Source organism: Methanosphaera cuniculi (assembly GCF_003149675.1).
GTDB lineage: Archaea > Methanobacteriota > Methanobacteria > Methanobacteriales > Methanobacteriaceae > Methanosphaera > Methanosphaera cuniculi.
Map to the genome: position 1 here is coordinate 131855 of NZ_LWMS01000031.1, position 23603 is coordinate 155457.

General features: G+C 27.4%; 15 protein-coding genes. All 15 read left to right on the forward strand.

Features of this window, described 5'->3' with window-relative positions:
* Nucleotides 1–116: 116 nt before the first annotated feature.
* The 15 genes from MSCUN_RS05215 (at nucleotide 117) to MSCUN_RS05280 (ending at nucleotide 23578) form a co-directional block, all read left to right on the forward strand.
* A complete protein-coding gene (locus tag MSCUN_RS05215) occupies nucleotides 117–5579 on the forward strand; it encodes a glycosyltransferase (protein WP_095608452.1) in 5463 nt (1820 codons plus the stop codon).
* Entirely contained in the window at nucleotides 5576–6949 is a 1374-nt protein-coding gene (locus MSCUN_RS05220; RefSeq protein WP_095608451.1) for a glycosyltransferase, read from the forward strand. The genes MSCUN_RS05215 and MSCUN_RS05220 overlap by 4 nt, the downstream gene beginning before the upstream one ends.
* A 249-nt stretch (nucleotides 6950–7198) precedes the next feature.
* The gene (locus MSCUN_RS05225; protein ID WP_095608450.1) at nucleotides 7199–7501 is read left to right on the forward strand and encodes an EMC6-like membrane protein; all 303 of its coding nucleotides are present in this window, start codon (nucleotides 7199–7201) and stop codon (nucleotides 7499–7501) included.
* A 197-nt stretch (nucleotides 7502–7698) separates the two neighbouring features.
* Nucleotides 7699–11076, forward strand: coding sequence for a glycosyltransferase family 2 protein (locus tag MSCUN_RS05230; RefSeq protein ID WP_095608449.1), 3378 nt, complete (start codon nucleotides 7699–7701; stop codon nucleotides 11074–11076).
* A gap of 43 nt (nucleotides 11077–11119) precedes the next feature.
* Nucleotides 11120–12541, forward strand: coding sequence for an asparagine synthetase B family protein (locus MSCUN_RS05235; protein ID WP_095608448.1), 1422 nt, complete (start codon nucleotides 11120–11122; stop codon nucleotides 12539–12541).
* A gap of 132 nt (nucleotides 12542–12673) precedes the next feature.
* Complete coding sequence (gene gatC, locus MSCUN_RS05240) at nucleotides 12674–12889, forward strand: Asp-tRNA(Asn) amidotransferase subunit GatC (protein ID WP_095608447.1); 216 nt, start codon at nucleotides 12674–12676, stop codon at nucleotides 12887–12889.
* A complete protein-coding gene (locus MSCUN_RS05245; RefSeq protein WP_095608446.1) occupies nucleotides 12886–13374 on the forward strand; it encodes a hypothetical protein in 489 nt (162 codons plus the stop codon). Before gatC ends, MSCUN_RS05245 begins: the two co-directional genes overlap by 4 nt.
* Nucleotides 13375–13407: 33 nt before the next feature.
* Nucleotides 13408–14433, forward strand: a complete 1026-nt coding sequence (locus MSCUN_RS05250; protein ID WP_095608552.1) for a homoserine dehydrogenase — start codon at nucleotides 13408–13410, stop codon at nucleotides 14431–14433.
* Between the two features lie 410 nt (nucleotides 14434–14843).
* A complete protein-coding gene (locus MSCUN_RS05255; protein ID WP_095608445.1) occupies nucleotides 14844–15590 on the forward strand; it encodes an NADAR domain-containing protein in 747 nt (248 codons plus the stop codon).
* 63 nt (nucleotides 15591–15653) lie between these two features.
* Nucleotides 15654–16868: a cofactor-independent phosphoglycerate mutase gene (locus MSCUN_RS05260; protein WP_095608444.1), complete on the forward strand. Its 1215-nt coding sequence runs from the start codon at nucleotides 15654–15656 to the stop codon at nucleotides 16866–16868.
* A gap of 236 nt (nucleotides 16869–17104) precedes the next feature.
* Entirely contained in the window at nucleotides 17105–18724 is a 1620-nt protein-coding gene (locus MSCUN_RS05265) for a CTP synthase (protein ID WP_095608443.1), read from the forward strand.
* 236 nt (nucleotides 18725–18960) lie between these two features.
* Entirely contained in the window at nucleotides 18961–19140 is a 180-nt protein-coding gene (locus tag MSCUN_RS05270; protein ID WP_109582997.1) for a prepilin peptidase, read from the forward strand.
* A 250-nt stretch (nucleotides 19141–19390) separates the two neighbouring features.
* Nucleotides 19391–20494, forward strand: coding sequence for a tyrosine-type recombinase/integrase (locus tag MSCUN_RS05275; protein ID WP_095608442.1), 1104 nt, complete (start codon nucleotides 19391–19393; stop codon nucleotides 20492–20494).
* Nucleotides 20495–20754: 260 nt separating this feature from the next.
* A complete protein-coding gene (locus MSCUN_RS08305; protein WP_170104057.1) occupies nucleotides 20755–20895 on the forward strand; it encodes a hypothetical protein in 141 nt (46 codons plus the stop codon).
* A gap of 1129 nt (nucleotides 20896–22024) precedes the next feature.
* Nucleotides 22025–23578: a type I restriction-modification system subunit M gene (locus MSCUN_RS05280; RefSeq protein ID WP_095608441.1), complete on the forward strand. Its 1554-nt coding sequence runs from the start codon at nucleotides 22025–22027 to the stop codon at nucleotides 23576–23578.
* Nucleotides 23579–23603: the final 25 nt, after the last annotated feature.

Sequence of the window (23603 nt, forward strand, 5' to 3'; positions counted from 1 at the left end):
AAATTTTTACACTACTTTTATACTAATAATATAATAATTCTAAATAACAAAAATTAAAATAATAATAAAACATTTTATATATGAACATATAATTAAAGGTAGAGGTTTAAAAGCATATGACAATGTTAAAAGAAGAAATAAAAGAAAATACTATAGAAGATAACAAAAATTTAATACGAAACTCAAAATTCTTTAATCCAAAATTCTACAAAAGATTCAATCCAAATCTTAAAAACAAAAACCTATCAGACGAAGAACTTCTAGACTACTACGTAAAACACAACCAAGAAGAACTAATACCACCAAGCCGATTCTTTGACATAAAATGGTATTTAAGTCATAACTCTGATGTTAAAGATAAACAAATAGAACCTCTAATACATTTTCTTAAATTTGGACGAGATGAAGAACGATTATATAGACCAACACAACTAAACTTTGACATGCTAGATCTACCAGATAAAACAAAAATATATGAAGAATACACGACAATATTTCACTCAGATCTTTTTGACATAGATTACTACCTGAATAATAATGGAGAATTTAGCTTAGAAGGATATGATCCTATAATACATTACATACTAATTGGAGCAGAACGTGGATATAATCCAAGCAGAAGATTTAACACACTCTACTACACAGAAAACAAGCCATTTAACCAAATGACAGTCAATCCACTCTATCACTATATTAAGTATGGAAAAAACATATCTGATGAAAGATTTAAGGAAATCTACATACAACAACAACTACCGGGAATAAAAGATCATACACCGAGTATTGTTGGAACAATAAATGATACAATACATCATTTATGTCGTAAAATATCAATAATAATACCAGTATATAATGCATATGATGAGCTAACTCGTTGTATTCAAAGTGTACTTCTTAACACACATCTAAACTATGAAATTATACTAGTTAATGATGCAAGTGATGATCCTCGCATCAAAACACTTCTAAGTTCACTTAAAAACGTTGAAAACATAAGAATTATTAACAATAATGAAAATATGGGTTTTGTTGAATCAGCAAATAGGGGAATAAGAGAAGCTAATGAAAATGATGTGGTAATTCTTACAAGTGATACAATAGTAACACCACGCTGGCTTTCAAAACTTGTAATAGGAGCATATAGTTATGAAGAAATAGCAACTATAACACCACTATCAAATAATTCAGATCTAAATGCAACATACCTAGGACGTGATGATGATCAGCTGTTTTTAAATAAAAACTCCTATCAACTTGAAAAACTAGACTATAATAGTAATCAACTAGCACCAATAGGAAATGGAATCTGTTTCTATATAAAATCAGGTGCAATTAAGAAGCTAGGAGATCTTAACACCTCATTTAAACGGGGATATGGTGAAGCTATAGATTTCTCAGCATATGCTTATGAGAAAGGTTGGCTTAACATGCGAAGCTTTGATACATTCATATATCATCAAGGAGGAGCATCATTTAGTCCAGATGAAACAAAGAAACTAACCAAAGAACATGAAAAACTAAATCAACAAAAACATCCACAAACATTAAAAGAATGGAATAAATTTAAAAATAGTTCCAGAGTAAAAGATCTGCTAAATAAAACCAAAAAAACACAATCTTATGGAAATAAAGAACGCTTATTATATATTACAGGATTTGATGGAAATGGAAATCCAGAAATTACGCCAGAATACTATAAGATGGCACAAGAATATGAAACACACGTCTTAGCACTTGATAAGAAAGGTATATCACTATATGTATATGATGGAATTTTTAAATTTAGAAAGATTTATCAAAATGATGTGATGGAAGAAGATTCAGCACAAATTAAACTTATATACTTCAACTTACTTTCTATGCTTAAATATAATTTATTATACATAAGACCAATTTTCTATTATGCAAGTCATGTTTTTTTAGAAATGACTCAATTTATAAAAATTGCAAAACCACTAGAAATACCAATAGTATATGAAGGAAATGATTTCTATGAAGATTTAATGACTCATATAAACTATAAACTAAACCCAATAGAAACATTTGATGAAACAATCACAAAAGCTCAAAATAGACTAGATTTAAAAGATAAGAAAGTAGCAGTATATACAGCAATAACTGGAGGATATGATGTACTAGAAACTCCAAGTATTGAAAATAGAAACTTTGACTATATATGTTTTACAGATAATCCTAATCTTACATCTGACTTCTGGGAAATACGTCTAATGGAAGATGAAGAAGAGCTAGATGCAATACGAAGAGCTCGAAAATATAAAGTTCTACCTCATAAATATCTCCCTGAATATGACTATAGTTTATGGATAGATGGAAGCTTTGATATTATATCAAACATAGCAGATTACATCCAGGATTATTCACAAAATCATAAACTACTTGCAATACCTCATGAAGTTAGAGATTGTATATATGAAGAAGCAGAGGTATGTATTGAAAAAGAAAAAGATTCACCAGAAATAATAAATGAACAAATGGCAAAGTATGAAGAGGAAGGATATCCACAGCATAATGGATTAATTGCCAGTGGAATATTATTCCGTGATCATCATGATCCTGAAGTAATTAAGCTTATGGAAATGTGGTTTGATGAAATACGAAATTATAGTCGTCGTGATCAGCTAAGTTTCAATTATGTATGCTGGAAAAATAACTTCCAATATGATACATCTGATATATTCTATCACAGAAATCAGTATTTCTCTAGGTTAATTCATGGAATTACAGAGGAAGTACGAAACTATGGTTGGGGAATTAAAAAACGTGTACTTTCAAATATTCAAAATCCAACCACTATTATAATGCCTGTATATAATGCATATGAGGATACAAAAAAATGTATAAAATCTGTACTTAAATATACAAATATTCCCTATGAGTTACTCTTAATTGATGATAATAGTCCAGATCCTCGAATTAATCCTATGCTACGTGAGTTTAGTGAGAAATATGATCATATTAAACTTATTACAAATAAGAAAAATATGGGTTTTGTTGCTAATGTAAATCTTGGTATATTATCTACTAAAAATGATGTTGTACTTCTTAATAGTGATACAATAGTAACACCTAATTGGCTTAGAAAACTAAAAGTTACAGCTTATGAAAGTTGGAATATAGGAACTGTAACACCATTATCAAATAATGCTGGTGCATTTTCAGTACCATTAATTGGTCAAAAAAATGATATTGATGCAAAAATAGGACTTGAAGGAACAGCAAATATAATTGAAAAACTTGGAAAAAGATCTATAGAAATACCTACAGGTCATGGATTTTGTATGTATATTAGACGTGAAGTTATTGATGAGGTAGGATTATTTGATCTTATATTTAACATGGGATACTGTGAGGAAAATGACTTTTCAATGAGAGTAATTAATGCAGGATGGAAAAATGTTTTAGATCCTACAACTTATATTTATCATAATCAAGGTTCATCTTTTGGTAAAAAAAGAGATGAACGTATTCGTAGAAATCGTGAAATTCTTGATTTAAAACATCCTGATTATAAAGAACGAATCGATGAATTCCTTGAAGATAAAGAGTTTCTTGAAATACGTGAAGATATAGGTGATGCTCTTGCTGATAAAAAGATAGTTGATAATAATAAGAAAAATATTCTCTATGTTATACATGAAAGTAAAGGTGGAACTCCTTATACAACAAATGACTTAATGCAGCATGTTATAGATGATTATAATATTTACATGTTAACAGCTGGACGATTCTTTATTCGTCTTTATAAGTTTGTTCCTGTGAAACTTAAAAATAGTAAAGGACTTGAAAATGGTGCTGAATTCCGGAAAGATTTATTCCAGTTTTATAAGTGGGAGATAAAGTCATACTATACAATAAGTAATCTTTATAATGAGGAATTTGAACAAAGATACTTTAATGTTCTTCTTGGATTACATATTGATGTGGTTCATATAAGACACTTAATACGTCATACTTTTGATTTACCACGTATTGCTCATGCTCTTGGAATTAAAGTTATTCTTTCTTTCCATGATTTATATTATATTTGTCCATCTCACAACCTTATTGATGATAGAAATCAGTATTGTGGTGGACATTGTACACCTTTAATACCAAAACGTGAAAGATCTAATTGTAGTGTGATAAAAGGAATTAATGAACCTGAAAATCTTAGAGATTTCCTTCCAACATGGCGTAAAAATGTATCTGAAATGTATAAGTATTGTGATGAATTTGTAACAACATCCCAGAGTACATATGATCTTTATACAGAGTTCTACCCTGAACTTAAAGAAAAACCTTTCCATATAATAGAACATGGACGTGATCTAAAAACACCTGATGTAATTGATATTACACCAGAACAAATAGATCCACAAGAGCCTATAAAAATAGTAATTCCTGGAAATATGAATGTGGGAAAAGGAATAAACTTCATAATTAAACTTAAAGAACAAGATGTTGATAATAGATTAGAATTTCATTTCATGGGAAATGCATATTATGATTTCCGATATAATAAGCTTGGAATACAACATGGGCAGTATAAAAGATCAGAGTTTAATGATATAGTTGAAAGTATTGATCCAATGTTTATAGGAATATTTTCAATATGGCCTGAAACTTACTGTCATACACTTACAGAAGCATGGAGTACAGGAGTACCAGTACTAACAATGGATATTGGAGCACTTGGTGAACGTGTTAAAAATAATGGTGGAGGATATATTGTATCTGATGATCCAAAAGAAGCATATGAACAAATAATCAATTTTGTAGAAAATAAGGATGAATATGTTCAAGTCAGAAAGCAAATTGAGGATATAAAATTCCCAAGTACACGTGATATGGCTGATGCTTATCTTAAGATCTATGAAGATGAGGAAAAACCAAGTATTCTAATAACAGGACTAAAAGAAGATTATGTAAACTCAAACATGACAGAAAATCTCATATTTGAACTTGCAGATTACTATGATATATACGCTTTAACATCAAATAAAGAAAGTATAAAATTATACAAATATAATCAACTGCAACCAGACTATATAAATAAACTACCAGATCATGACTTTATGGATGATTATGAATATGTTAAAAGATGGAATATTAGATACATTGAAAAATCAGAAAATCTAAAACAACAACAGTATAAAACAATAGCAGAAGAACTAAGAGATAAATTTAATATAAAACTTATACAAGTTGAGGACTTTGATGAAAATATAAATCAAGTACTAGAAAATATAATAGATGATAATGAAATAAAACTAGTCACATCAATAAATACAGATAAATATCTACCAAAACATGAAAACACAACTACTCCAGATAATCTTTCATTTACACAAAAAATACGCCAAGAACAGCAAATTCAAACACAAGATGTACAAAAGACACAAAAAGATACTGATGAAATAACTACTAGTATAGATCCTATTATATCTAAAATAATTCAAAATTCATCAGAATTAATCTTTAAATCAGAAGAACTTTATAATAAATATCTAAATACATATCCACAAATAAGTAATATTAAAAGTAAGATCATAGAAGATAGAATAAAGGTGAAAACATGACTAAAACCATTAAAGCATCTACCTTAAAAAATATGGTTGATGCATATATTGATATTTATGAAGAAAATGATGTTTATCCTAAGAAAACTGATGTTAAAGTTTGTGAGGATTTCAAAAAAATAAATAAACCTAATATCTTATATGTAATTAATGATGATTATGATAAGGAAGTTATGTATGCAACTTTAGATATTATGAGAAATATTTCACAATACTATAATATTTATCTTCTTAAAAATGATAATTCAACTATTAATATATATGAATATATACCAAAAAAACATGATGATGTAATAGATCTTTTTGATAATGATTTTACTCGAGTGTTTAAATTTATTCAAAAATGGTATTTAAAGCATGATTTTACCTTATATTTTAACTATAATGCTGAATATAAAACAATTTACAAAAGAGTTTTATGTCAATATAATATTAATGTAATACATATTGAGCATATGGCATATCATACAATGGATCTTATGAAAATTGCATATGATAAAGGTATAAATACAATTCTTTCACTTCATGATTTATACTATATTTGTCCAACACGAAGTATAGTTGATGATGAATATATGAATTATAATGAAAATAATCCTCAAGATGATTATTTAAACAGTAATGTTGTTGATGTCATGAGTGATGTGTTATATCCAGATTTTAAAGTATTTAAGCCAATTTGGAATAAATGGTGGAATAAAGCATTACAATATCCTAATCATATTATTGCACCATCACAGGTGATATATGATATTTACACAGAAACCTATCCATCTCTTAAAGATAAAATACAAGTTATAGAACATGGCTATGATATTAGCATGCCAAGTGTTGATGATATAATTTTACCACAGATAAATGAAAATGAGCCAATACGAATACTTATACCTGGTAATATAAGTTTAGAGAAGGGAATTAAATTTATATATGAACTTAAAAAACAAGATAAAGAAAATCGTCTTGAATTACATTTTATGGGTGTGAATGAAACAAAATATAATATTGGAAGTTTAGGACGAATACATGGGGGATATAAACGTGAAAACTTTAAAAATAAAGTTAAATCAATAAATCCTCATTTTATTGGATTATTCTCATTAATACCTGAAGCATACTCTTATATTTTAACTGAATCATGGAGTAGTGGTATTCCAGTTTTAAGTCTAGCAAAAGGAGCAGTTGGTGAGCGTATAAAAAATAATAGTGGAGGATACATAATATCAGATAAACCAGAAGATGCATATAAACAGGTAATTAAATTATCAGAAGATAATGAAAAATATCAAAACATAGCTAAAAAAATAGCAGATATACATATTAAAGATGCATCTACTATGGCAGAGGAATATCTTAGTATTTATAAAAAATAGAAAAAATATTTTTTTTTTAATATTTAATCTTCATCCTCATTTTTTTTTTAATATGATTATATGAAAAGTTTTTAATAACATTAAAAATAGATCTTTATAATAGTATTTATTTTTTTTATTATCTAATAATAAAAAACAATATAAATTAAAAAAAAATTTAATTAAGGGAATTAAAAGAAAGAAAAATAAAATAAATTAATAAAAATTCTTTCTTTTAATAAAAAACTTACTTAAGATAAAGTTGATAAAATGAAAGCAGTCAGTGTAATGTCTTATGAACATATTATTGGTGGAGTTATCGCTGGTATTATTTCATTTGTTTTTAGTGTAAAAGGTATACTTCCTATAACTAATGCAGCATTAGGAGTTGTTATTTCAATAATAATTGTATATCTTCTCGGAAAACATGCAGAAAATAAGTTTGGGCGTGAAGAAATTTCAACAGGAACATGGATTATGAATGGAATTGTACCATTCTACTTTATGTGGATGGTAGTATGGATTATACTATTAAACTACATACCTGCATTTTACCCATCAATAACATTATAACTTAAAAAAAGATTAGAAAAAAAACATAACCTCCTTTACATATTACTTTTTTTTTATATATTATCATTTTACTTAAAAAAAGAAAATTATTCTATTTAAATAATTTAATGCACACATTTTTTTTTATAAAATTTAATATCATATAAAAAATAGAAATTTACATAATAAAACAATTAATTTAAAGGGAATTTTCTATAATGATTAAACTAACTGAAGAAACAAGAAATAAGCTAGATAAGGAATCAAAAACTTTACTTAGAAATTCAGAATTTTATAATCCATCATTTTATAAAAGATTTAATCCTAATGTGCGTAACTTAAATCTTTCTGATGATGAATTACTCACATATTATATTAAAAACAATAAACAACAATTAACTCCACCAAGCCGTTTTTTTGATATTAGATGGTATGTTGCACATAATCCTGATGTTAAAGAAATGGATATTGATCCACTTATACATTTTCTTAAGTTTGGAAGAAAAGAAGGACGATTATACAGACCAACCCTACTAAACTTTGACATGATAGATATAGATAATAAAAATAAAGTTCATCGTGAATATAATCAAATTTTTCACTCAGAACTTTTTGATATAGACTATTACCTAAATAATAATGGAGAATTTAGCTTAGAAGGCTATGATCCAATATTACATTATATTATAATAGGAGCATCTCGTGGATATAATCCAAGTCAGGAATTTAATACAAATAAATATATAGAAAATACATCCTTTAATAAAGTATTAGTAAATCCTCTTTATCATTATCTTAAATATGGACAGAAAGTTTCATCAGATAAAATGATAAATATTCTCTTAGATAATTCACAGGGAATTATGGATATAAAACGTATACAGCATGGAACAATTGATGATATATTTGATCATCTTGAACGTAAAATTTCAATAATTATTCCAATATTTAATGCATATGAGGAAACATGCAGATGTATTCGTAGTGTACTTCTTAATACTCATCTTAATTATGAACTAATTCTTATTAATGATTGCAGTACAGATGAACGTATAATACCACTTCTTGAATCACTCAAAGATATACCTGGTATTCATGTTATTAATAATAAGGAAAATATGGGTTTTGTAGCAAATGTTAACCTAGGAATTAAAGAATCTGGAAATGATGATATTGTACTTCTTAATAGTGATACAATTGTAACTCCACGTTGGCTTACACGTCTTGTTGTAGCTGCATATTATAAGCCATCAGCAGCTACTGTAACACCACTTTCTAATAACTCAGATATTAGTGTAGAAAGACTAGGAAGAAGTGATGATCAGCTATTCGTAAATAAAAATGCATATCAACTATCTAAGCTTGACTTTAACAGCTATCATATTGCACCAACAGGAAATGGTTTCTGTTTATACATAAAAAGAGGAGCACTTAATAAAGTAGGATCATTTGACCCAATATTTAAACGAGGATATGGTGAAGAAACAGATTTTACATCACGAGCACGAGAAGCCGGATGGATAAATATCAGAAGCTTTGATATATTCATATATCATCAACGTCATGCATCATTTACAAAAGAAAAAACAGACAAGTTAAAAGCTGAAAATAAGAAAATAAATATGAAAAGACACCCTGACGTCTTCCGTTTATGGGATGAATTCATAAAAGATAAAAAAATACAAAATGCAATACAACAAACCAGCCAGATAGATTTCTATGCAAATGGTGAACGCATACTATATGTAACACAGAAAGATAAAAATGGAAACCCTCAAGTTAATGATGAATTCTACAAAATAGCAGATAAATATGATACATATATTATGACAGTAGATGATGAAGAAATAGAACTATTCTTATATGATGGAATATTTAATTTTGTAAAAATCTATGAACACACTCTCATAGGATATGATGATGATGAATTTATCCGTGTATTCTTCCGTTTTATGGTAATACCAAGATTTGATCTAATCTACTTAACAAACAAAGACTATGATAATAATATACTATCTCATATGAATGAAGATCTAATGAAAGCATCAAAACTTCTTGAAATACCAGTAGTATATGAAGATACATCTATTAACATGCTATTTGAAATAGATGAAAAACTAAATCCAATAAAAACATTTGATGAAACAATAGAAGATATGAAAACACATACAAATGATACTATCTTCTACCGGGTAGTAGATGCTGATGAAAGTCAACTTGAAATTCCAGAAAATATTAACGAAAACTATGATTATGTACTCTTTAGTAATGATGAAACTATTAAATCAGACTTCTGGGATATAATAATTATCAATGATGAGGATATGAAAACATATTCAAAAACACAGAAAATACCACAAAAATACTTACATCAATATAAATATCAAATACATGATACCAATATAAAAGATCAAATACTTAAAACAGAATCAAAACTAAACAACAATCCATACACAAAATCAGTAATGCAAAAAATACTAACAAAACTAGATGAGCCAACAACAATAATACTACAAGCAGATACTAACTATGAAAACCTTAAAACATGTCTTGATTCATTATTTGAAAACACAAACATGCCATATGATCTTATAATAATTCAAGAGGATAAAACTAACAAACATATAACATCACTCATTGAAAAGTATATGCAAAAACATGAAAATATTCATATAATATTTAATGATAAAAAACAATCATTTATAAAAACTATAAATCAAATTATTAAAACACTAAAAAATGATATGGTAATTCTTAAATCATCAACTATACTAACACCAAACTGGCTTTCTAAACTAAAATCCACAGCATATACAGATGATACTATAGCAACAGTAACTCCAATATCAAATAATGCATCAGTATTTTCAGTACCTGAAATATATGAAGAAAATAAGATTAATTCAAATTTATCAATTAATGATATAGTAACTATTATCGAAAAACAAAATTATAAGCCAATTAAAACACCAACTTTAAATCATTTCTGTATGTTTATTAAAAAAGATGCAATAGATACAGTTGGAATGTTTGATGTTAAATATAACTATAACTACTCAGAAGTTGATTATGCAATAAGACTTATGGATGCAGGATGGATAAATGTAGTTGATCCAACAGTATACCTCTACAACAATAAAACAACACCATTAAATGATGATGAATTAAAACTTGAATATGAAGATAGCATCTACTTAAATTACAAGTATCCTGATCATAAACAACAACTAGAAGAATTTATTAATAACCAATCATATCAAAATCTAAGATCAATGATAGATGATGAATTAAATAGCACTAATGCAGTTGAAAATGCACAACAAAACGTTCTTTTAGTAGTAGATGATATAAATAATCTGGAAATTCCAAACACAGAATCAGTAATTATATACATTCTAAGTAAGGACAATATTTTATATAAAATTACTAGTCCAAATATGGAATATAAAGAAATTATAGGACTTAATTGTAGTGATGATTTAGAATTAACATATTTTAACATCTTAAAACAGTTACATATTAAAAATATATACTTAAAAGATAATAATTCACAAATAAAAGAACTTGCAGAAAAAATGAAAATAGACATACAATAAAAAAAAGAATTTAAGATATATAAATGGAGGATTGGTTTATTTTATGTGTTCAATTATAGGAATACATGGAAATTTCACAGAAGATAATATCATAGAAATGCTTAAAATTCTAAAACACAGAGGACCTGATGGTTTTGGAATATATGATGATCAAGTATATTATAATACCTCTGAATTTAGTAAAAAAACAGATTTTGCTATGGCACATAATCTTCTTTCAATAGTAGGTGAATGTGAACTTCAACCAATATGTAGTGGTAATCTAGTTATTGTTGCTAATGCTGAGCTTTATAATTATAAGGATTTAATACACAAATTTAATATAACAGATCTTCATACTCATTCTGATTGTGAGGTTATTCTTAAAGTTATTGAGTCAAATTATAATGGTAATCTTTATGATGCTGTAGTTGATTCTGTTGGTTTTTTTGATGGTGATTATGCTTTCACAATTTATGATGGAAAAGATTACATCACACTACGTGATATGTGTGGAGTTAAGCCCATTTATTATGGTAAAAATAGTAAATTCTTTGCATTTGCATCAGAACAAAAAGCATTAAAACATATTGGCATAAATGATATAGAAAATCTTAACCCACGATGTATGTTAATGAATGATAAAATCATTAAATTTCGTGATGAATACCTACACAAACCTGAAGACATAGACTATGAAATAGCAGTAGATAATCTTACAGATACACTTATAAAATCTGTACAAAAAAGAGTAGAAAACCTTGATAATGTAGCAGTACTATTTTCAGGAGGAGTAGATAGTACAATTCTTGTAAAAATACTATTAGATCTTAAAAAAAGTGTAGATTTATATACAATTGGAGTTGAAAATAGTCAAGATCTAAAAGTAGCCCGAAAAGTAGCAGATGAATTTAATTTACCACTTCATACATGGATAATTAATGAAGAAATAATAGAAGAACAACTACCCTTCACAATTAATACGATAGAATCCACTAATCTTATGAAAATAGGAGTGGGAATGACAATTAAACTTACATCATACCTAGCATCTAAGGATGATTATAAAGTAATTCTATCAGGACAAGGAGCAGATGAATTATTTGCTGGATATAATCGTTATAAACGTAAATATGAAACACCAGAACTACTCTATGAAGAGTTAACAGATGATTTAAATAATATTTATAATACTAACTTAGAACGTGATGATAAAGCTACAATGTCAAATGGTGTGGAACTTAGAGTACCATATCTAGATAAAGATGTAATAAACATAGCACTAAAAATGCCATATAATTATCTTCTTAAATCAAGTGATGATAATATTCGTAAACATATCTTGCGTGATGTTGCTCTTAAAATAGGAGTACCTCCAGAAATTGCTCTTAGACCTAAAAAAGCAGCACAATATGCAACAGGAATTGATAAAATCATACGAAAAAAACTACTTAAAAAAGAAGAAATACAAAAACTATTAAAATAATTTTAAACATATATAAATAACAAATACTAATAAAATAATTTAAAAAAAATATAGAATATATTATTAGACTTTATTTTTTCTTAATTAAAATAAAAAAAAATATCATAATAAATAAAAGGAGCATAACATATTATGGAAATTAACCAAGAAGCAGAAAATATACTAAAAAAATTCTCAGAACAACTAGATCAAATTCCAGATCTTGAAGAAACACAATACCTAGTTGACAACTTAAATCGTATGCGAGAAGATATTTCTAAAAACTCTGATTATGAAAAAATATTACGAAATGCACATGTTGACAAAAATGGTAGTGTCATATCAGAAAAAGGGAAATGGACAAAATGAGACTAAAACTATTAATAGAATTACCAGATACACCAGGACAACTTGTAAACATACTAACACCCTTATCAGCACTTGGTGCTAATATATCAACCATAATTCACGAACATGATAGTAGAACCGCAGATGGTAAAATACCAGTACATCTTAGTATTGAAGGATCACGTGACATCCTAAAACGTGGAATTAAACTAATACGTGAAGAAGGTATTGATATAATAGAAATTGATGGTGTTCTTCAAAAAGAAAAACAAACACTATTATTTATCAGTAATAAACAGCCACAAGAAATTATGGATTCAGTAAATAAAATTGATGAAATTAATGATGTTAAAATAAAAAGTATAGATCTTAACATTGGTAGTGACCTTGAAGAATCAGTATGTAAAGTTATTATTGAAACAATGAATAACAAACAACTTGAAGCTATTCGTCAAATACAAGAAATTGCAGAGAATGATGAGTTAGTTTTAATAAAACAAATCTAAGTTATTAAAGGGGAGTATTGAATTAATATGAATATAAACAAAATGAAACTATGTATTCTTGGTTTTGGAGCAGTAGGACAAGGACTTGCAAAAGTTATCCTCATGAAACATGATGAACTAATTGAAAGATACGGACTTGACCTTATAATAACAGCAATTTCAGACAGTAGTGGAGCTGCAATAAACAACGATGGACTAGATGCACAAAAAGCATTAGATGTAAAAGATGAAACCGGTAAAATATCCGAATACCCAGAATATGGAATTAAAGGAATTGATGGAATAGAAGTACTACAAAAAGCAGATTATGATTGTCTAGTTGAAGTTACACCAACAAATATTGAAGATGGAGAACCTACACAATCAAATATCCTAAAAGCAATGAATGATAAAAAAGATGTTGTAACATCAAATAAAGGACCCCTTGCATTAAATTTCAAAGAACTTATTCAAACAGCACAAAAAAATGGAGTAAAATTCAGATTTGAAGCATCAGTAGGAGGAACAATGCCTGTAATCAATCTAGGTCGTGAAGCTCTTGCAGGTAATAAGATTCATTCTGTTCAAGGAATACTTAATGGAACAACCAACTATATTCTATCACGTATGGCAAATGAAGGAACAGAATATGAACCAACACTAAAAGAAGCACAAGAACTAGGAATTGCAGAAACAAATCCATACCAGGATGTTGAAGGACTTGATGCTGCTTGTAAAATTGTAATTATTGCAAATTCCCTCATGGGATGGGATGTAACACTTGATGATGTATCACTTCATGGAATATCAGACATATCATCAAATGCAATAAAACTAGCACAAGAAGATGGATATCTAATAAAACTAGTTGCAGAAGCAAAAGATGGAAAACTAACAGTAGCTCCGATGCTTGTAAAAGAAGGTTCACCATTTGCAGTAAATGGAACATTAAATGTAATCACACTTAAAACTGACTTATCAGAAGATGTAACAGTAGTAGGTGTAGGTGCAGGATCAATAGAAACAGCATCAGCAATACTAAGTGATATAATAAGTATAGGAAAACGAAACAGTGAATAAAAAGAAAATATTCACTTATTTCCTAATTTCCATAGTATTAAAAAAAGGGATAAGAAAACGTTAATATAAAAAAATAAGGGAAATATTATAAGTTTTTTTTCTTATTCTTTATCTTTTAATTTCCCATAAAAAAAAAATTATATACTTACTTTTTTTTTCTTTAAATTTTTATTAACAGATTATAAAAAAAATACCAGATCTACTTTTCTTTATTATAATAAAAATGAATTAAACGTACTCTATTTTTTTTTAGTTTATAACTTAAAAAAAAAGTATATGTATAAAATTTAATAGATCTAACAAATAACTAAAATAGAAAAAAAAATAAAAATTTTTATTCTAAAAGAAAATTGAAATCAATATAAAATAAGTACAAAAAAAAGAATTACAAAAAAAGGGATGAAATTAAAATGACAGATAAAAAATATATAGCACCACCATGGATTAAATATCCAACAAATCCTAAAAAATCAGATGTGTGGAGAACAGGAAGTTGTGCTGAATACTTAATTAAATTTAATAAAAATGTAGATGATAAAGAAGAATATCTTAAAATATTTCCAGAAGCACCATCATTTACAGATGAAATTACACCAAGTGACATATTATCTAATGTAACACGAGATTTTATTAATGATCCAAAAAAACCAATATTTATAAAACTCTGGCAAGCTGATGGTAAACCAAAATACACATTTGATGATAAGATAGATTCAAACACAATCATAATGTATGATGAAATACTATTTGATACATCAAATCATATCCACATTGGAAAAGATAAATTTGATTCAGTAGAAGAAATAGTAGCACTACTTGAAAGTGAATTTAAATCACTAGGAGAAGAATTCTGGGATGAAATAAAATATACATTTTATATCAATGCATTATACTATAAAATTGTATCAGATATCAACTTTACAAATGAGCTAATAAAAACAGGAAATAATCCAATAGTATTTAAAAGTGCAAATCTTGAATGGGGAATAGATCAGGAAAATGATAAAGTATTTGGAAAAAACCTCTTTGGACTTGCAATGATGGAAATACGAGATATAGTAAAAGATGTATATGCAAACTATGATCTTATAGACTGGGATTTATCAGGAGAACCATATACTAAAAAAAGATGCATGTGTAATCATCATACACACTAAAAAAGAAAGTTACACCCCAAAATAAATATTATACAATAGAAAATATAAGGATCGTGATTAAAAATGAAATACGTAATAGTAATAGCAGATGGAATGGCAGATGAACCACTAGAACAACTTAATGGAAAAACCCCTGTAATGGAAGCTAAAACACCAAACATGGACTTTATTGCAAAAAATGGATACACAGGATTAACAATAAATGTACCTGAAGGTATGACACCAGGATCTGATGTTGCAAACACATCAATTATGGGATTTAACCCATCAATGCTAAAAGGAAGAGGACCACTTGAAGCACCAAGTGTAGGTGTAGACCTAAACTCTGATGATGTAGCATTCCGTTTAAACTTTATTAACATAAAAGATAATAAAATCAATGATTTTACAGCAGATCACATAACAACCGAAGAAGCAGATAAATTAATTAAAGCACTTAATGAAGAATTTGGTGATATTGGATCATTTTATACTGGTGTAAGTTATCGTAACTTATTTGTAATTGATGATCTTGATACAGAAGATTTAATTAATACACCTCCTCATGATGTAGTGGGTGGAGATATTAATGAATATAATCTTAAATCAGATAAATATCCTCAAAAAGCAGAAGTTTTAAATCAATTAATGCTTGATTCAATTGAATTTCTTGAAAATCACCAAGTAAACCAGAAAAGAGTTGCTGAGGGTAAACTTCCAGCTAATATGATCTGGCTATGGGGGCAAGGTGCAAAACCTGAAATTGGTAACTTCCCTGAAAAATATAATCTTAGTGGAGCAACAATTACAGGTGTAGATCTTCTTAAAGGTATAAGTGGATATATTAATCTTGATGTTATAGAAGTACCTGGTGCAACAGCATACTTTGATACAAACTACCAAAACAAGGTTGACTATGCACTAAACTCACTAGAAGATCATGATGTACAATTCATACACATTGAAGCTCCAGATGAAGCAGGACATGAAGGTAATCTTCCTGAAAAAATACGTGCTATTGAAAATATTGATAGTATAATACTAGGTGATCTACTTGAAAAACTACCTGAAATTGATGAGGAATATACTATAGCTGTTCTTCCTGATCATCCAACACCTATTGATATTAAAACACATACACGTAATCCTGTGCCATTTGCAATTTATAGTACATCAATAGATGATCCTGATAGTGTTGAAGTATTTTCTGAAGATATGACTGATGGTCGTTATGGTGATGTTTTAGTAGGACATAATCTTTTATCTGAAATGATTAAGATTGCAAATAATGAAGAATAGTATTTAATAACTACCCCTTTTTCTTTCTTTTTTTCTAATAATCTAATTTTTTTTCATTAAATTTAGTTTGTATATTATAAAAACATCTATATACTCTAAATTACAAATATTTAATTAACTTTAAATATTTTACTTATTTTTTGATAAAAATATTTATATATGAACATTTAACAAAGTTTAACATAACTATATAATACATTGTTTAACTTTATTTTGATTTTAATTAAAAAATTTTAATGGAAAGGATGATAATATTGTCAAAGTATATAGTAGTAACAGGTGGAGTAGTAAGTTCAATAGGTAAAGGAATAACATCAGCATCAATAGGAAGAATCCTAAGATCATACGGTGTAAGTGTAACAGCAATTAAAATAGACCCATATCTTAACTGGGATTCAGGAACACTAAATCCATACCAACACGGAGAAGTATATGTAACAGATGATGGAATGGAATGCGACCTAGACTTAGGACACTATGAAAGATTCCTAGATGTAAGTTTATCAGGAAAAGCAAATATCACAACAGGAAAAGTATACTCCTCAGTAATAGAAAAAGAAAGAAAAGGAGAATACCTCGGATCATGTGTACAAATCATACCACACATAACAGATGAAATAAAACTCATGATACGAGATGTAGCAGAAAAATCAAAAGCAGAAGTAGTACTAGTAGAAATTGGTGGAACAGTAGGAGACATAGAAAGTCAACCATTCATCGAAGCTGTACGACAACTTAAAAATGAAGAAGGACATGATAACTGTATGTTTGTACATGTAACATACGTACCATACCTAAAAGCTGCAAAAGAATTTAAAACCAAGCCAACACAACACAGTACAAAAGAATTAAGAGGACTTGGAATAAATCCTGACATGATTGTATGCAGATCAGAACTTCCACTTGATGATAATCTTAAAGAAAAAATAGCACACTTTTGTGATGTACCACAACAAGCAGTAATAAACACACCAGATGCAAACTCAATATATGAAGTACCACTCATAATGTATTCAGCAAACGTTGGAAAATATGTATTAAATCGCTTAAACATAGAAGCACCAGCAAAAAATGCAGACTTATACCAGTGGAGTGAAATTGTAAAAGACCTAAAAATCGACTCACCAAAAGTAAAAATAGGAGTTGTAGGAAAATACATAGAACTAGAAGATGCATATATTAGTATACGTGAAGCTCTAAAACATGCAGGAGCAGCAAACAAAGTAGAAGTAGATATTGACTGGATAAAAGCAGATGATAACTATGACACAGAACAACTAAATCAATATGATGGAATACTAATACCTGGTGGATTTGGTGAACGTGGAATAAATGGTAAAATTGAAGCTGTAAAATATGCAATAGAAAATGACATACCAATATTTGGAATATGTCTAGGTCTTCATGCAATGACTATTGCAATAGCACAACTTAACGGACATCCTGAGGCAAATAGTACTGAATTTGACGTAGAATGTGAATACCCAGTTATTGATATGATGGAAGAGCAGAAGAAAATCAATAATATGGGAGGAACAATGAGACTCGGAGCATATCCATGTAAAATCCGTGAAGAAACAATAGCATATGATGCATACAAAGATACCAATATCTCAGAAAGACACAGACACAGATATGAAGTAAATAATGAATATCGTGATGTATTAGAAGACTTTGGAGCAGTAATTTCAGGAACATCACCAGATGACTTCCTTGTTGAAATGATTGAACTTAAAGACCACTCCTGGTTCCTTGGATGTCAATTCCATCCAGAGTTCAAATCAAGACCAAATAATGCACATCCATTATTTAAATCATTCATAAAAGCAGCAAAAGATAAAAAAGAAAATAAATAAAAAAAAGAACCTCTTTTTTTCTTTTAAAATAAATTATCATCCCTCATAATCCCCCATTTTCTCATAAGATGGGAGATGTATGTGGTAAAAAAATATTTAATAGTTGATGATAAGTATTTTTTTTTCAAAGATTAAAAAATAAAAATGGGCAAAAAACATATTAACCTCCAAAAAAAACAATTAAAAAAAAATAATAAATAATTCTAACTAAATATAAAATAATAATAATTTAATTTATGGATTTAAATTTTATAAGATTATTCACATTAACAACTCTTTTTATATGTTGTAGCATTGCAACATACACAGATATTAAATGGAAAATAATACCAAACTATCTGACATTTCCAATGATTATAATAGGAATAACAACTATAACATATTACTTTTATATTACAGGAAATTTTCAAATTTAATATTATATAGCTATAGTTTGTATTTTCATATTTTCATATATTTTATGGCATTTTGGATTATGGGCAGGTGGTGATGTTAAACTAATTACTGCCATTACAACTCTACTTATTCCAAGTTTTCTTGATAATTTTACATGTGATGGTATTATTTCATATTTACTACCTACTTTTTATGTAATTGTTAATAGTTTACTTTCAACTCTTAATGATACTGTTAGTTTTTATATGATTATTATTAATATAATAAAATATGAATGAAGAAATACTAAATGAATATTTTATGGAAAGAAATTTAGGAAAAAAGACTAGAAAAAGTAAACGGGGTGTATTAAATAAATATTCAAGATTTAATAAAATGACATTACAGGAATTACTTGATGAAGCAGATATTGAGGAAGAACAAGGAATAAGAATGAAAAAACGGAAAATAAAACAAAGAATAAATAATTTTAAAAAATATTTAATAAAAAATGAATTATCATCAACAACAATTAATACGCAACTTACTATTATAAAATCATTTTATAGACATTATGATATTGAAATACCAAATATAATAAGTATAAAAAAAGAAGTACATGAAACTATAAAGGATATTCCAACAAAAAAGGATATAAAAAATGTTTTAGAATCAACAAATAATTTAAAACATAAAGCAATAATATTATTTATGTTTAGCAGCGGATGTGCAAGAAATGAAGTGAGTAATATTACAATAGGAGATTTTATTGAAGCAACAAAAGATTATCATGATGAAACAAATATTAAAAAAGTAATTGAAGTTTTAGAAAATAAAAATTATATTGTTCCAACATTTCAAATAGTACGAAAAAAAACAAATACACCATATTTTACATTTTGCACACCTGAAGCAACAAATGCAATTATAAGATATTTAAAAGGTAATTTAAGATGCATGGATAAAGAGAGTCCATTATTTGGCATGGACGTTGGAGGTATTGGTGGTATGTTTATACGTTTGAATGATAAACTCAATCTTGGATGGAAGAAGAATAGGCGTTTTTTTCATTCTCATAGTTTACGTAAAGCTTTTGCTACTACGCTGTATAATTCTAATCTTGATCCGATGACTATTGATTTTTTATCTGGCCGTTCTATTGATTCGACCCATGATGCTTATTTTAAGGCTGATCCTGAGAAGTTGAAGAATAAGTATATGTACTTTATGGATAAGTTGACTGTTTATAATACTGGTGGGATAAATAGTGCTTTAAATCGCAGTGAACGTATGGAATATGAATCATTAAAACAGAAATATTCTAATAATGAGAAGGAACTTGAAGAATTAAAAGGAATGTTGTTTACCTTGAAGAAACGTATTGATTCAATATAGGTCAAGTTATTTGTTTATGGTATTTTGTGGGTGTTTGTTTTTTCTATTTTATATTTTTTTTATTATGTTCTTATTTTACTGAATACTTGTTCCATATTACTTTAATTAACAATGTTATTTAGCTAAAATGTGAATAAAGTATAATAAAGGTAATTAATAAAGTATAATATAGGTAATTACAAAAAAGTTACCTTAATAGGGATTAATACCCTTTACTAAAATATATAGTTCTAAATTTAAGATTTTTGGAGGAAACAAATTTGGAGAAAATCGCTAAAAACCAACGAAGCAACATGGATGGATGGCTTATAACACCTGAAGAATATAGGGAATTTACAACTCTACGTGAATGTAAAGATGGTTTTAAGGAAATCTTCGAATTTGTGAATTCAAATCTATGAAAAATTAGTAGAATTAAAAATACATTATAATTTTGTGTTCATATTTTTTTTTGATTTGTTATTAAAAAAAATGGCATTTGATATTAACATATTATTATGTAACAAAAAATTGGTTTTTTTATTTTTTGAAAGTATTAATTAGAAAATAAATTCCAACTTTGAATCACCCAACACTTTCAAAAAAAAGGAAAGATGGAATGGGGAATATATGGAGAAAAAATTAAAGAGGTGTAGAAGAAAAGGATTAAGGATTTGAATATTATGATGGTACATCTTTTTTTTGAGGGATGATATTATTTTTTTGAAATTGCTCCTTTCATAAAATAATCTTATTGAAGTATATAAAAATTATAAGTTTAAATGAAATTATTGTTTTAATCAATTTATTTACTTTCCTAAATTATTGTTTAAGGGAAAAAATGAATACTTATACTACATAAAAATAAGTTTCCTTTCTAGGTATTAACAAAAAGATAAAATAAGGACATGAGTATTAATATTCTTTAATTAAAATTAGGAAAAAAATATCTAAAAAATTATATTCCATAACAAATTAGCATTTTATGTTATTTATACGAAAAAAATAAATTAATTTTTTATTTATCATTAAAAAGATTTTTTAAATCAAATGAGAAAAATCATTATGGGAATTGGTTCTAGTGTATGCCAATTAAATAAAAAAAAAGAATAATCCAAAACGAAAAAAAATATTACACCAAATATTGTTTATTTTTTACTTGTAAAAAAAAAATCAGGTTTCTTTTGAAAAAAAATGAAATTAGAATAATTAGACGCTTACAATTTTGTTTTATTATTTTTATAAAATCAACTCTTTATATATTTAAATATTATTGTTAAAAATAAAATGAATTCCAATATTAATTTTGGGAAAGTAAAAAATAAAACATACATTTCATTATATTATACTCATTATAGTATTATCCATAAAAAAAATGAAATATAAAATAGTCAAATCCAAAATTCATAAAAAAAAATTTATTCGCACCTTCCCCACCCTATTCATACTCTTTTTTTAATTGATAAATCTACAAAGTATTATTTTGAATTTCATCAATAAGGAAACCTAATAATATTCTAAAACAAATAAAATGAGGAGGAACAAAACAAAATGGCAGAACAAGTAATGGAATCCAAACTATGGAGTATAACAGATATACTACGTGGACACATGGATGCTAATGAATATAAAAGTTATATGCTGAGTTTCATATTCTACAAATATTTATCAGAAAATGTAGAAAAAACAGTACAAGAAGTAGGACAAGATGAAGAAAAACTAGTACGTGAAAAAATTGGATATTATATACCAAAGGAATATTATTTTAAGTCAATAATTGATAAAGTCAACAATGATGAATACATACTAGACCTATTACACACATCATTAAAAGCAATAGAAGAAAGTATAAATAAAGACATAAAAGATCCATTAAATATATTTGAAGACTTAGACTTAGAAACCACAAAACTAGGAAAAACAAAAGAAGCAAGAAATACCATAATAGGAAAAGTACTATTAAAACTAGATGAAGTAGACTTCCGTCTTGAAGATACAGAAACAGATGTACTAGGAGATGCTTATGAATACTTAATAGGTATGTTTGCAGCAACAGCTGGTAAGAAAGGTGGAGAATTCTATACACCTCAAACAGTAAGTACAATATTAGCACGTATTGTATCACATGGAAAAGAAACTATTAAAAAAGCATATGATCCAACATGTGGAAGTGGCTCACTTTTACTTAGAATAAGTAAAGAAACAAATGTAGAAGAATACAGGGGACAAGAATTAAACACTACAACATATAATCTTGCAAGAATGAATCTTATGTTACACAATGTACCTACAACAAAATTTGATATAAGACAAGGAAATACACTTGAAGAACCACAATTCTTAGATGAACGTTTTGATGCAATAGTAAGTAATCCACCGTACTCTGCACATTGGAGTAGTAGCAAAGAGTACTTGAAAGAAGATCCACGATTTAATGAGTATGATAAACTAGCACCAAAAAGTAAAGCAGATTATGCCTTTATACAGCATATGTTATATTTATTAGCAGATGATGGAATTATGACAGCAGTTTTACCTCATGGTGTATTATTTAGGGGTAGTGGGGAGGCAAGTATAAGAAAACATATTATAGAAAAGAATTATTTAGATGCAGTTATAGGTTTACCTGCTAATTTGTTTTATGGTACTGGTATACCAACTATGATTTATGTGATGAAGAAGAATCGTAGCCTTGATGAACCTGTATTATTTATTGATGCTTCAGAGGAATTTGAAAAAGGAAAAAAACAAAACATATTAACAGATGAGCATGTGGATAAGATTGTCGATACGTATGTTAATCGTGAAGAGATTGAAAGATATTCTTATCTTGCTTCTATGGATGAAATAATAGAAAATGATTTTAATTTGAATATTCCACGTTATGTAGATACTTTTATACCTGAACCTGAAATAGATCTTGATGAAGTACATGATGAGATATGTAGGATTGATGCTGAAATGGAGAAGATAGATAAGGAATTATTAAAATATTGTAATGAATTAGGAATTAAACCGCCTTTTCCGGTGAAAGATGATAGTTATATGACTAGTACTGGGGAGGAATCTAAGGATGATGATGGACTAGATCAATGGATAAATTAGAAGAAATATAAGTAGTGGATGATAG